Below are 12,024 nucleotides of genomic sequence, written 5' to 3'. Positions count from 1 at the left end.
CTCTCGTCACATCTCCCGGGCCGCTTTTTCCCGCTGGTCAGCACGCGAAGTCGCGAAGTAGCCGATCAGCCCGTGAATTTTTCCTTCGAGACGGTATTTTTGTGCCCGCGAGGATGGTTCGTACACCTATCTGGGCGTGAGCGATCTACGACAAGGGGGCGTGACGTCAGATGTCGTCAGGAGAGATACGAGCGGCTGACAGGAGCGAGGGGGCGCGCGGACAGACGTTCCTCGAGGAGATCTTCAGGCCGCTTCACCGGGCGGAACAACGCCGTTGGGCCCGGACGTATCTACGGGGCCTGATACACGCAACCGGCCGCAAGACCCCGCTGCGGATGGCACGGGCCGAGGCACTGCCACCGGCCGCGGCGCAGGGCCTGCACCAGTTCATCAACGCGAGCCCCTGGGACTGGGAGCCGGTGCGCCGCCGGCTCGCCCTGCGGGTCGCCGCGAGCACCACGCCGTACGCCTGGACCGTCGCGGAACTCATCATCCCCAAGCGCGGCGAGCACTCGGTGGGCGTGCACCGCCGCCTGGATCCGGTGACCGGACTCACCGTCAACTGCCAGCGGGCGGTCGGGCTCTTCCTGGCGGCGGGCAGCCACTGCTTCCCCGTGGACTGGAGCCTGGTGCTGGACGAGGCCTGGGGCCGGGACCGGCGGCGCAGACTCCGGGCCCGCGTCCCGGAGGCCGAGACCGCGCGCCCCGTCGGCGGCCATGTCCTCGACTTCGCCGCCGGGGTCGTCGCCCAGCCGCGGCTGCCCGATGTGCCCTGGGTGCTCGATCTGACGCGGTGCGACGACGCCACCGGCGTACTGGCGGGGCTCGCCCGACAGCGGCTCGACATCGTCTGCGAGGTCGACCCGGGCCAGGTCCTGTTCTCCGGGGACCGCTTCCCCACGTTGCTCACCGTGGGCGAGCTGATGGAGGGCCGGTACCCCCGTCAGCAGCAGGCGATCACGCGTCAGACCGCGGACGGCGCGACCGTGGCGATCCCGATCCACACCTACGCCGGGACGGTACGCCTGCCACGGCGCAGCACCGGCCGGGACGACGGCTCGGTCAGATACCGCGTCCTCCAGCGCCCCGCCACGGACGGACGCCGACCCGCCCGGTACTGGATCACCAGCCTCACGGACCGGTCCGTGGAGGACGTCATGGCGCCGGTGTGCAGCCGCGCCGCCGTCGGGACCGCCGTCGCCGTACTTCAGGAACGCTTCGGCGTGCTCGACTTCGAGGGCCGTTCCTTCCCCGGCTGGCACCACCACATGACCATGGCCTCGGCCGCGTACGCCTTCCGGCATCTTTCCGACCGGCCGTCCCTCGCCCCCCTGGCCCCGGCGCCCGCCGCACCGGCCGAAGCCGCGAGCTGACGCGACGCGAAGAGGAAGGCCCCCACGTGAGCAACGTACTCGTGGTGGAACAGGACGTCTCCACCGCCGAAGCCATGGTGCGCGATCTGCGCCGGCAGGGACACACCGCACTCAGCGTCGACACGGGCGCGCGGGCACTGCGCCTGTACCGCGACGCCGATCTCGTCCTGCTCTCCCTGGAACTGCCCGACATCGACGGACTGGAAGTGTGCCAGTCCTTACGGGCCGAGAGCGATATCCCCATGATCGCCTTCACCCGGCTCGACGAGGAACTGGAACGGGTCCTCGCCCTCAAGGCGGGAGCGGACGACTGTGTCGCGAAAAGCTGGGGGTTCCGGGAAATCGGAGCCCGCATCGAAGCGGTCCTACGCCGTACCCGACCCCGCTCGACCATTTCCGAGACCATTTCCCTGCGCCCGCTCCACATCGATCCCCGTACCCGGGAAGTACGCATACGTGACCGGCTCGTGGATGTCACGTCGAAGGAATTCGAGCTGCTTTACACCCTGGCCGCCAATCCGGAGAACGTGGTGTCCCGTAAGGAGTTGATGGCGAAGGTCTGGGGCAGCAACTGGTCACACACCAGCCGAACCATCGACACGCATGTGAGCAGTCTGCGGGCGAAACTGGGATCCAGCGGATGGATCATCACGGTCCGCGGTGTCGGCTACCGCATCGGCCACGCCGGCCGGTTGCCGGAGGCGATCGTGGACTGAACGCCCGTCCAGGAGAGTGGACCGACCCGCGGTGTCGGACATGCCGAGGGCCCCGGGCCGTACGTCGCCCGGGGCCCTCCGCCGTCTCATGCCGCCTGCTCGTCCAGCCGCCGCAGCAGAGGATGGGCGGCACCGGTGTCGGCCCGCACCGTCCGCCGGGCCCACCAGGCGGACGCCAGGTTCGAGGACAGCAGGGGGCGGACGGCGTCCTCGCGGGCGAGTTCGGTGAGCGCGGCGAGGGTGCCCATGCCGGTGCCGGTGAACAGCAGCGCGGCGTCGTCGGGGATCCGGCGCTCCCGTATGCGCCGGAGGATCTCCCGGGTGGTGACCTCGTACGGGTCGAAGTGCTCGCCGCCGTCGGGGTTGCACCCGGCCGGGACGAGGACGACGTCGTCGACCTTGAGCCCGGCCCGCTCCCAGAAGGCGCGGGAGGTGTCGGTGAGCCACGGCTGATAGGGCGAGACCAGTGTCAGCCGGGTCACGCCGAGCGCCTCGCACACCGCGAGGATCGCCTGCGTCGAGGACCGTACGGGATGGCCGACGCGCTCCGACAGCTCCTCGCACAGCGAGCGGTCGCCGTCCGGGTTCAGCAGGTAGTGCGAGGCGCTGCACGCCACGACGGATGCGTCCAGGCGCATCCCGCCGAAGTCGCCGAGGGTGTCGGGGAGCACGCGGTTGTACGTCTCCAGCATGTCCCTGAGCCCCGCTCCGGGAGTCACCGGGAAACGCGCGGTGTACACATTCATTCCGGCGCCGACGAAATGGTTGAACTCCGGTTCCGCCGTGGGGTTCTCCGGTGGGACGACGACTCCGAGCCTGGGCAGTGAGAAAAGGTCCATGCCAACACCGTAGGACGTGCATCACGGCAACGGCAGACCTCTGTGCGCGAAATGACCCCGGCCGGACATCGGTCTTGCACTTCCTTTCCTACTTGACACTTCTTGACACTCCCCTACACAGCCCTGACCCGAATCCCCTTGTTCTGCCCTGGAGTTCGGGAAAACGTATGAACCACGGCCCGCCGAACCCATGAGGAGTGGAAGGCAATGACCACAGAAGAAATTCCCGAGGAAATACCGGCACTGTCGGCACAGCCCCATATTTCCGACGCGACTTTGCGGGATTCCGCCCACATGGCCGGCGTCGAGTTCGGCCCGAAGGACGCCGCCACCATCGCCCGCCTGCTGGTGCGGACCGGCGTCGACCTGGTCGAGGTCGGCATGGTGTCCGGCCCCGGCTCGAAGGACGCCGATCTCGTGCTCGCCACGCACGAGGCGGTCAGCCCCGAGCGCAGCATGACGCTCGTCGTGGTGCGGGACCGCCAGCAGGTCGCGAAGGCCCTCGACGAGGCCGAGCGGCTGGGCGTGCGGCACATCATGTACTCCATCCCCACCTCGGAGCAGCACGCCAAGCTGAAGCTCGGCTCGCCCAGCCCCAAGTTCCTCCAGACGCTGGCCCGTTCGGCGATCATCCAGGCCAAGGAGCGCGGCTTCCACGTCACGTTCAGCGGCGAGGACGGCGCCCGAACCCCGAAGAAACGGCTCGTCCCCTATGTCACCGCGGGCTTCGAAGCCGGGGCCGACCGGTTCCGGCTCGCGGAAACCGTCGCCTATCTGTCGCCCTGGCAGATGGAGAACGTGATCGCCGACCTCACCGCGATCGACGGCTCCGAGATCGAGATCCACTCGCACAACATGCTCGGCATGGCCGTCGCCAACTCCCTCGCCGCCGTGCGAGCGGGAGCGCGGTGGATCTCGGCGACCGTCGGCGGCATCGGCGAGCGCGGCGGCAACGCGCCGCTGGCGGAGCTGCTCACCTCGCTGCGCGTCATCCACGGCGACACCCGCTTCGACCTGACCCACCTCACCGAGCTGTCACGGGTCGCGCTCAAGGGCGCCGGCCTGGGCGAGGCGTTCCAGTCGGGGCCCACCACACCGCACGCCTTCGCGTACGAGCTGCCGGGTCAGCTGAACCATCCTGAGGCGTACGAGACGCTGCCCGCCGAACTCGTCGGCAACAGGCGAGAGTTGCACGTCCGCAGCCGTCTCACCACCGCCCTCGTCAAGTGGGCGCTGGACGGATCGGGTGTCTTCGTCGACGTCGACGCGTTCACGCCGTGGCTGGTGCAGCGGCAGGAGCTCGGCGGGGCCCCGCTGCTCGACCGGGACGCCATCCGCAAGGCCGCCATCGACTTCCAGGCCGCCTGACCGCACCTTCCCCCCCTCCCCTACGGATTCCCTGAGGAAAAAGGAGTTCACCCATGCCCACCGCCACCCTCAACGGCGTCTGCCCCGAGTGCGAGACCGACCTGACCGTGCCGCCGATCGACCGGGGCGAGACCCTCTCGTGCCCCGAGTGCATGCTCACGCTGCGCGTCGAAGGCGTCCAGGACGGCCGGCTGACCCTGCAGATGGTCGAGGTGCAGCTGCGTGACTGGGGGCAGTGAGATGCCCCGCAACGTCGCTCTCGTCGCGGACCGGATCAGCTGGGAGGAACGTGAGCTGATCAAGGCCGCACCGGAGTTCGGCCTGCACATCGAGTGGGTCAACGACGAGTCCCTGTGCCTCGGGCACCCCGACGCGCCGTCCGTGCGTGACTACGACGCGCTGCTGCTGCGCAGCCGCAGCTACACCCGCGGCGGCCTGATAGCCACCCTCGCCGAGGCGGCCGGAGTGCCGGTCCTCAACTCGGCCAGGGCGGTGCACGCCTGTGAGAACAAGGCGGTCCTGCGCACCGTGCTGCGCACCGCGGGCGTGCCCGTGCCGGAGTACCGGCTCGCGCTGTCCCGCAAGGACTTCACCAAGGCCCTCGAGGAGCTGGAACTGCCGCTGGTCCTCAAGCCGGTCTACGGCGGGATGGGCAAGCGGGTCACGCTGATCCGGGACGCCGACACCGCCCAGTCCGTGTACGACTACGTCGAGGACCTCGGGCACGCCTTCGAGCAGGCCTGCCTGGTCGAGCCGTACCTGGGCGGCGGCACCTCGGTGCGCTGCCTGGTCGTCGGGCACGAGCTGGTCGGCGCCGCCGAGTTCGCCTCCGGCGGCACCGACTGGCGCAACAACGCGGCGCTCGGCAACAGCAGCCGCGCCGTCGCCCACGATCCCGACGTACTGAAGATCATCGACGGTGTGGTGGGCGAACTCGGCCCCGGCATCTACGGAGTCGACCTCTTCGGCACCCCCGACGGCTATGTCGTCAACGAGGTCAACCACGCCCCCGGTTTCCGGGCGGTGGCCTCGGCGACCGGGGCGGACATCCCGTCGGCCGTCGCCCGCTACGTCCAGGAGCTGATCGCATGATCCGCGCAGGAGTCGTCGGCGCCTCCGGGCTCGCCGGCGGCGATCTCATCCGACTGATCACCCAGCATCCCGATCTGGAGCTGACCTTCCTCGGCGGCTCCTCGAATATCGGCCGCCGCCCGTCCGAACTGCACCCGGGCCTCCGCCTCGACCTGGGCCTGACGGTGCAGCCGGTCACCGAGGAGATCGCCGACCAGGTCGACGTCGTCTTCCTGGCCACCCCGGCACCGGTGTCCGCGGAGCTGGCCGCGCTCCTCGCGGACCGGGTGCCGGCCGTCGTGGACCTCAGCGGCGCCTTCCGCATCCGCACCCCGGAGCTGCACGACCGCTGGTACCCGAAGGTCAAGCGGCGTACCGACCTCGCCGACCGCTTCGTGTACGGCGTACCGGAGCTGATCGGCGACCAGTTGACGGACGCGGCACTCATCTCGCTGCCCGGCTGCTACGCCACCGCGATCACCCTGGGCCTCGCGCCGCTCACCGTCGGCCTCGGCCTCGACCTGAAGACCGTGGTGGTGGACGGCAAGAGCGGCTCCAGCGGCGGCGGGCTTCAGCTGCGCACCCCCGACCTGCACCCGTTCCGCAGCGGCGCCATCGCTCCGTACTCCCCGACCGGGCACCGGCACGCCGCCGAAGTCGGCGACTTCCTGGAGCGCAGCAAGCCCGGCGCGGTCGGCTCGCTGACCATGTCGGCGTACGGCGTCTCGCACGTGCGCGGGCTGCTGACCAGCTCGTACGTCTTCACGGACGACGCCGTCGACCAGCGCGAGCTGCAGCGGGCGTATGTGCGCTTCTACAAGGGGCACCGTTTCGTGCGGGTGCGCCGGCACGCCGAGACGCTGATCCCGGTGCCGGACCCGCAGGCCGTCCTGGGTTCCAACTACTGCGATGTGACGGTCCTGCACGACGAGGAGGGCGACCGCGTCGTCGTGCTCGCCGCCCTCGACAACCTGGTCAAGGGTGCGGCGGGGCAGGCCGTTCAGGCCGCCAACATCCGCTTCGGTCTGCCCGAGGAGACGGGCCTGACGATGCAGCCGGTGATGCCCGCATGAGCGAGACGACACCCGTGAGCACGCCCACCGTGGTGAAACTGGGCGGCAGTTGCCTGGACGACCTCGCCGGCGACTGGTGGGACGACCTCGCCCGGCACGGCCGGGACCGGCCGCTGGTCCTGGTGCACGGCTGGTCCAAGCCGCTGAAGCAGCTCCGTGCCCGCTACAGCGAGCCGTCGGCGATCCTGCGCGACCGCTACGGCAACCAGAGCCGCTGGACCACCCCCGAGGTCATCGCCGACATCAAGACCGTCAGCGCCCGGCTGGGCGAGGACGTCCTCGACCGCCTCGAACAGCGCGGCATCACCGCGGAACGGCTGGTCGGCAGCGACGGACTGGTCGCCGCGGGTGAGGGCGAGCGCTGGTGGTGGCGGGACAAGCAGCTCGTCGAGCTGGAGAACCTCGTCGGCCCGATCACCGGGGTGGACCCGTCGACGCTGAAGAACCTCCAGCCGGGCCACGCCTACCTCGTCACCCCGCTGGCCAGGAACGCGGCGGGCCAGGAGGTCAACACCGACGCCGACCGGGCCGCCGCCGCGATCGCCGGTGCCACCGGCGCCGAGCACCTGGTGCTCGTCACCGATGTCGCCCATCTGCTGATCGACGGGGAGCCGGTGCGCCGGATCACCGCGAAGGCCGCGGCCGCCTTCCGCGACAAGGGCGCCACCGGCGGCATGCGCAAGAAGCTGCGGGCCGCCGGCGAGGCCCTGGACGCGGGGGTGGAGCACGTCGTCATCGGCAGCGCGGCCGTCACGGACCTGCTCGCCGCCCGCACCGGCACCGTCATCACACGCACCTGAGGAGCAAGCACGTGGCGAAACCCCGTGTACTCGTCGTCAACAACGGAACACTGTCGCTGAAGCAGCTCCGCAAGCGGTTCGAGGAGCTGGGCTCGGACACCGACGCGGTCGACACAGCGTCCGTGCCCGCCCGGCTCGACGGACGCTACCAGGCGGTCGTCCTGAGCGGCACCAAGGTGCGGGCCTACGACCGCGACCACTACAAGCCGCTCGTGGATCTCGTGATGGGCGCCGACGTCCCGGTCTTCGGGATCTGCGGCGGTATGCAGGCCCTCGCCGTCGCGGCCGGCGGCCGGCTCGCCGAGGGGCCGCAACGGGTCGGCGGTTACGAGGTGCAGGTCGACAAGTCCGAGCCGCTCTTCACCTACGTCAAGCCGACGGTGACCGTCTTCCACCGACACACCCTCTATCTCCAGGAGGCCCCCGAGGGCTTCCACTCCATCGGCCGCTCCGAGCACGCGCCCGTGGAGTTCCTGCGCTCCGACGACGGCCGCGTCTACGGCGCCCAGGCGCATCTGGAGTTCCGCAGCGACGGCCTGGAGATCCTGCGCGGCTTCGCCCAGCTCTACCAGTGACATTCGCACCTACGTACTCGAGGACTTGGCAATGAGTGATCTGGAAACCCCGCAGGACCCCGCGTTCTCGGTCCACCTGAACGGCAGCGGCGGCGCGCTCAAGGGCTGGGTGGTCGTCGACACGCTGTACGACGGCTTGGCCATGGGCGGTGTGCGGATGACGCCCGGGGTCACCGAGGAGGAGGTGGCCGGCCTCGCCCGTGACATGACCCAGAAGTTCACGCTGGCCGGTCTGCCCATCGGCGGCGCCAAGGGCGGCATCGTCTCCGACGGCACCGACCGCGAGGAGACGTTCCGTACCTTCGGCCGCACCGTGAAGCCGCTGCTGCACGGCGGTATCCACCTCGGCATCGACATGGGCGTCACCCCGGCCGACCGGGCCGTGTTCTTCGCCGAGGCCGGCTATGACCCCCGCTACCGGCTGGGCGCCCCGGACATGCCGATCGACTGGCGCACCTACTACGAGCCGCTGATCGACTGCACCGGTCACGGTGTCGGCATCGCCGCGGTCACCGCCCTGGAGGCGAGCGGCCGCAGCGGGCCGGCCCGGGTCGTGGTGCAGGGCTTCGGCGCGGTGGGCCGGGCGGTCGCGCGGTTCCTGGAGGACCGCGGGCATGTGATCGTGGGCGTCGCCGACGTGGAAGGCACCATCAGCGCCGAACGGCTGCCGGTGGCCGATCTGGTCGCCGTCACCGACGAGTTCGGGCGTATCGACCGCTCCCGGCTGCCGCAGCACGTCACCGTCTCCACCGAGCCGGACACCTGGCTGGACGTCGACGCCGACCTGCTGGTCCTGGCAGCGCAGAAACACGCGCTGAACGCGGACAACGCGCACCGGCTGCGGGCCGACCTGGTGGTCGAGGGCGCCAACATCGCCTCCACCGCCGAGGCACGGGAGAAGATACGGGCCTCGGGCGCCTTCCTGGTCCCGGGCGTGATCGCCAACATCGGCGGGGCCGGCTCGGCCGCCCTGGCCGTCACCCGGGTCGTGCCCTTCGACCTGGAGGCCGAGGCCCGTAAGGCATGGGTCTTCGACTGGGTCGGCGACTGTGTGCGCCGCAACACCCGGGACCTGGTGGAGATCGCCGCCAGCCGTCCGGGCGACCCGCTGCCCGAGCTGCTCCACGTCCGCGGGAAGGAGCGCGGATGAGCGCGGCGGCCACCACGGTCCCGGCCGCGCACGCCGACCTGGCGGACCTGTCCGGCGAGGAGCGGGCGGCCGAGTACCGGCGCCGGGGCTGGTGGCGGGACGAGACCTTCCTCGACGACCTGCACCGCCAGGCGCGGACCCGGCCGCACAAGCTCGCCATCGCGGGCCGCCGGATCGCCGAGTCCCGCACCGACACCCTCGACTACGCCGAACTGGCCCGCCTCACCGACCGGTTCGCGCTGGCCCTGCTCGAACTCGGCGTGCGGCGTGGCGACTTCGTCGCCGTTCAGCTCCCCAACCGGTGGGAGATGGTGGCGCTGATGTTCGCCTCCCTGCGGGTCGGCGCGGTCATCTGTCCGATCTCGCCGATCTGCCCCGAGGAGGAGCTGCGCCACCGCCTCGGCCTCACCGAGGCGCGGGTGTGCGTCACGCTGCCCGACTGGTCGGGCACCCCGCTCGCGGAGATCGTCACCAAGCTCAAGGACGAACTCCCCGCCCTGGATCATGTGGTGGTGGTGGACGGGCCGGCCCTCGAGGGCGCGCTGTCGTTCCACGACCACTTCGTGGCCGCGGCCCGCGAGGAACACCTGGCCGACGAGCTGGACGGTCTGGCGCTCACGGCCGACGAGCCGTTCGTCGTCCTGTTCACCTCCGGTACCACGGGCGAGTCCAAGGGCGTACTGCACAGCCAGAACACCGTCCACTCGGCCGTACGCGGCTATGTGGACGCCTTCGGGCTCGGCGACGACTGGGTGGCCGCGGTGTCCACACCGCTCGTCCACTACTCGGGCTTCGCGCAGGGCGTCCTCGCGGGCGTCATGCTCGGTGGCACGGTGGCCTTCCAGGACATCCGCAAGAACGAGGCACTGCTGGACCTGGTGGAGCGCTACGGCGCCACGCTGCTGTACGGGCCACCCGCCACGCTCGCCGACGTGGCCGCCTCTCAGCGGGCCGAGAAGCGGGACACGGCTTCGCTGCGGCACGTGGTGATCGGCTCCGCGCCGGTCCTCGCGGAGCTGGCGGACGAGGTCCACGACGCCCTGGGCGCCCGCGCCCACTCCCTGTGGGGGATGTCGGAGAACGGACCGGTGACCATGACGCGGCCCGCGGATCCCGCCGACTGGGCGGCGCACAGCAACGGCCGTGCCATCGACGCCATGGAGACCCGTATCGACCCTCTCCCACTCTCGGCTTCGCTCGAACGGGGGGACCCCCACGGTATCGACGGCGAAAGCGACTTCGTGGGCCGGCTGAAGGTGCGCGGCGCGTCGCTCGCGCTCGGCTACTACCGGCGCGAGCAGGCGTTCGCGGCGGAGCTGGGCGCGGACGGCTGGTTCGACACCGGGGACCTCGCGCGGGACGACGGCCGGGGCGGCATCCGCATCATCGGCCGGGCCCGCGACGCGATCGTCCGCGACGGCCTGGTGGCGCCCATGACGGAGTTGGAGGCCCTGATCGGCAGCCATCCGAAGGCGGTCGAGGCCGCGGTGGTGGGCCTGCCGTCGGCGACGCACCCCGGTGGGACCGCGATCTGCGCGGTGGTGGTCCCGGCGGGCGGCGCGGATCCGTCCCTCGACGACATCCGCACCCTTCTGCGGGAGTCGGGCCAGGACACCCGCTTCCTGCCCGACCGTCTGGAGCTGCTGCCCGCGCTTCCCAAGACGCTGACCGGCAAGGTCCGCAAGGCGGAGCTGCGGCAACGGTTCTCCGTGCCGTCGGTCTGACCCGTCTCCCTCACTCCCACCCCGTTGGAGCCTGAAATGCCCGAACCCGCACCGGTCTCCATGTCGGCGACCCTCGCCGCCGACGAGGCCATGGCCCGCCGGCGTCGCGCCGGGGAGCAGGTGCTGTCGATGACCAGTGGTGAGATCGGCCTGCCCGTGCACCCCGCCCTGCGGGAGCGGCTCGCCGCCGCGGTGGACGAGAACGCGTACGGGCCCGTGCCCGGCAGCGAGGCGCTACGGGAAGCCGCCGCCGGTTACTGGGGGCGACGCGGGCTCGGTACCGACCCCGGGCTCGTCGTGGCCGGTCCGGGCAGCAAGCCGCTGCTGTTCGCGCTGCTGCTGGCCATCGGCGGCGACGTGGTCGTGCCCGTGCCGAGCTGGGTGAGCTACGCCGCGCAGGCCCGGCTCGCCGGGGCCCGCCCCATCGCCGTACCGACGCTGCCGGGCGAGGGCGGCGTACCGGAGCCGGAGCGGCTGCGTGCGGCGGTCACCGTGGCACGCGCCGCCGGGCAGGACCCGCGGTCCGTGGTGGTGACGGTGCCGGACAATCCGACCGGCACCGTCGCCTCACCCGCCACGGTACGCCGACTGGCCACCGTAGCTCGGGAGTTGGACCTGGTCATCGTGTCCGACGAGATCTACTGCGACCTCGTGTACGACACCTCCGCCCCCGCCGAGTCCCCGGCCCTGCACGCCCCCGAACGCACCGTCGTCACGACCGGTCTGACCAAGAACCTGGCGCTCGGCGGCTGGCGCACCGGTGTCGCCCGGCTGCCCGACGGCGACCTCGGGCGGACCCTGCACAACCGACTGGTCTCGATCGCCAGCCAGATCTGGTCGAGCCCGCCGGCCCCCGTGCAGACGGCGGCCGCGTACGCCTTCGGCGAGCCCCCGGAGATCACCGAGCACATCGCGGCGAGCCGCCGGCTGCACGAGGCGGTGGTGCGGGCGGTCGCCGACCGCTTCGCCTTGGCCGGCGCGACCCTGGCCCCGGTCCGCGCGACCAGTTACCTCTACCCGGACTTCGAGCCGCTGCGGAACCGCCTGGCCCGTATGCACGGCGTCCGCGACGGCGACGGCTTGGCCCGCTTCCTGACCGAGCGCCACGGCCTCGGCGTGCTCCCCGCGAGCGCCTTCGGCGAGTCCCGGCACGCGCTGCGCATCCGGGCCGCCACCAGCCGCCTCTACGGCGACACCGACGAGCGGCGCTGGACCGCGCTCGCCGCACCGGACCCCCTCGAACTGCCGTGGATCCAGGAAGCGGTGGATCGCGTCGACACGGTCCTGGCCGACCTCACCGGCACGCCCGCCCCGTCCCTCGCCCTCCCGTCCTGA

12 protein-coding genes are annotated in these 12,024 nt (G+C 71.2%); 11 read left to right on the top strand and 1 reads right to left on the bottom strand.

All coding sequences use genetic code 11. The annotated features are described in order from the left end of the window. Positions 1 to 170: 170 nt before the first annotated feature. Together ACFYO2_RS29345 and ACFYO2_RS29340 are read left to right on the top strand one after the other, a co-directional pair. Complete coding sequence (locus ACFYO2_RS29345) at positions 171 to 1,373, top strand: transposase (RefSeq protein WP_388355066.1); 1,203 nt, start codon at positions 171 to 173, stop codon at positions 1,371 to 1,373. Between the two features lie 26 nt (positions 1,374 to 1,399). Then, complete coding sequence (locus ACFYO2_RS29340) at positions 1,400 to 2,089, top strand: response regulator transcription factor (protein WP_388355065.1); 690 nt, start codon at positions 1,400 to 1,402, stop codon at positions 2,087 to 2,089. Between the two features lie 86 nt (positions 2,090 to 2,175). Here ACFYO2_RS29340 and ACFYO2_RS29335 read toward each other — a convergent pair whose 3' ends face one another. Further along, positions 2,176 to 2,928 (bottom strand): arylmalonate decarboxylase, encoded by a 753-nt coding sequence (locus ACFYO2_RS29335; protein ID WP_388355063.1) that lies wholly within the window; start codon positions 2,926 to 2,928, stop codon positions 2,176 to 2,178. 207 nt (positions 2,929 to 3,135) lie between these two features. On the opposite strand from ACFYO2_RS29335, the gene ACFYO2_RS29330 reads away from it, so the two are divergent. From ACFYO2_RS29330 to ACFYO2_RS29290, 9 genes are read left to right on the top strand one after another with little or no spacing between them, the layout of a single operon-like run. Further along, positions 3,136 to 4,296, top strand: coding sequence for an isopropylmalate synthase (locus ACFYO2_RS29330; protein ID WP_388355061.1), 1,161 nt, complete (start codon positions 3,136 to 3,138; stop codon positions 4,294 to 4,296). 53 nt (positions 4,297 to 4,349) lie between these two features. Beyond that, the gene (locus tag ACFYO2_RS29325) at positions 4,350 to 4,535 is read left to right on the top strand and encodes a lysine biosynthesis protein LysW (protein ID WP_388355059.1); all 186 of its coding nucleotides are present in this window, start codon (positions 4,350 to 4,352) and stop codon (positions 4,533 to 4,535) included. Position 4,536: 1 nt separating this feature from the next. Continuing rightward, positions 4,537 to 5,388, top strand: a complete 852-nt coding sequence (locus tag ACFYO2_RS29320) for a RimK family alpha-L-glutamate ligase (protein WP_388355152.1) — start codon at positions 4,537 to 4,539, stop codon at positions 5,386 to 5,388. Next, positions 5,385 to 6,440 carry an N-acetyl-gamma-glutamyl-phosphate reductase gene (argC, locus tag ACFYO2_RS29315; protein WP_388355057.1) on the top strand — a complete coding sequence of 352 codons (1,056 nt, stop codon included), beginning with the start codon at positions 5,385 to 5,387 and terminating at the stop codon, positions 6,438 to 6,440. Before ACFYO2_RS29320 ends, argC begins: the two co-directional genes overlap by 4 nt. Further along, positions 6,437 to 7,240, top strand: a complete 804-nt coding sequence (locus ACFYO2_RS29310; protein ID WP_388355055.1) for an acetylglutamate kinase — start codon at positions 6,437 to 6,439, stop codon at positions 7,238 to 7,240. The genes argC and ACFYO2_RS29310 overlap by 4 nt, the downstream gene beginning before the upstream one ends. A gap of 11 nt (positions 7,241 to 7,251) precedes the next feature. After that, positions 7,252 to 7,815 carry a type 1 glutamine amidotransferase gene (locus ACFYO2_RS29305; protein ID WP_388355054.1) on the top strand — a complete coding sequence of 188 codons (564 nt, stop codon included), beginning with the start codon at positions 7,252 to 7,254 and terminating at the stop codon, positions 7,813 to 7,815. 31 nt (positions 7,816 to 7,846) lie between these two features. Further along, positions 7,847 to 8,965 (top strand): Glu/Leu/Phe/Val dehydrogenase dimerization domain-containing protein, encoded by a 1,119-nt coding sequence (locus tag ACFYO2_RS29300; protein WP_388355052.1) that lies wholly within the window; start codon positions 7,847 to 7,849, stop codon positions 8,963 to 8,965. After that, complete coding sequence (locus tag ACFYO2_RS29295; protein ID WP_388355050.1) at positions 8,962 to 10,689, top strand: AMP-binding protein; 1,728 nt, start codon at positions 8,962 to 8,964, stop codon at positions 10,687 to 10,689. Before ACFYO2_RS29300 ends, ACFYO2_RS29295 begins: the two co-directional genes overlap by 4 nt. A gap of 36 nt (positions 10,690 to 10,725) precedes the next feature. Further along, positions 10,726 to 12,024, top strand: coding sequence for a pyridoxal phosphate-dependent aminotransferase (locus ACFYO2_RS29290; protein ID WP_388355048.1), 1,299 nt, complete (start codon positions 10,726 to 10,728; stop codon positions 12,022 to 12,024).

The sequence above is a fragment of the Streptomyces sp. NPDC006602 genome, assembly GCF_042870385.1.
Taxonomy (GTDB): Bacteria; Actinomycetota; Actinomycetes; order Streptomycetales; family Streptomycetaceae; genus Streptomyces.
This window is presented reverse-complemented; position numbering and strand designations above follow the sequence as displayed.

Excerpts from the sequence above, each read along its gene's own strand:
- ACFYO2_RS29290 (WP_388355048.1), top strand. The coding sequence starts at position 10,726 with ATGCCCGAACCCGCACCGGTCTCCATGTCGGCGACCCTCGCCGCCGAC.
- ACFYO2_RS29295 (WP_388355050.1), top strand. The coding sequence starts at position 8,962 with ATGAGCGCGGCGGCCACCACGGTCCCGGCCGCGCACGCCGACCTGGCG.
- argC (WP_388355057.1), top strand. The coding sequence starts at position 5,385 with ATGATCCGCGCAGGAGTCGTCGGCGCCTCCGGGCTCGCCGGCGGCGAT.
- ACFYO2_RS29310 (WP_388355055.1), top strand. The coding sequence starts at position 6,437 with ATGAGCGAGACGACACCCGTGAGCACGCCCACCGTGGTGAAACTGGGC.
- ACFYO2_RS29320 (WP_388355152.1), top strand. The coding sequence starts at position 4,537 with ATGCCCCGCAACGTCGCTCTCGTCGCGGACCGGATCAGCTGGGAGGAA.
- ACFYO2_RS29335 (WP_388355063.1), bottom strand. The coding sequence starts at position 2,928 with ATGGACCTTTTCTCACTGCCCAGGCTCGGAGTCGTCGTCCCACCGGAG.
- ACFYO2_RS29300 (WP_388355052.1), top strand. The coding sequence starts at position 7,847 with ATGAGTGATCTGGAAACCCCGCAGGACCCCGCGTTCTCGGTCCACCTG.
- ACFYO2_RS29345 (WP_388355066.1), top strand. The coding sequence starts at position 171 with ATGTCGTCAGGAGAGATACGAGCGGCTGACAGGAGCGAGGGGGCGCGC.
- ACFYO2_RS29330 (WP_388355061.1), top strand. The coding sequence starts at position 3,136 with ATGACCACAGAAGAAATTCCCGAGGAAATACCGGCACTGTCGGCACAG.
- ACFYO2_RS29325 (WP_388355059.1), top strand. The coding sequence starts at position 4,350 with ATGCCCACCGCCACCCTCAACGGCGTCTGCCCCGAGTGCGAGACCGAC.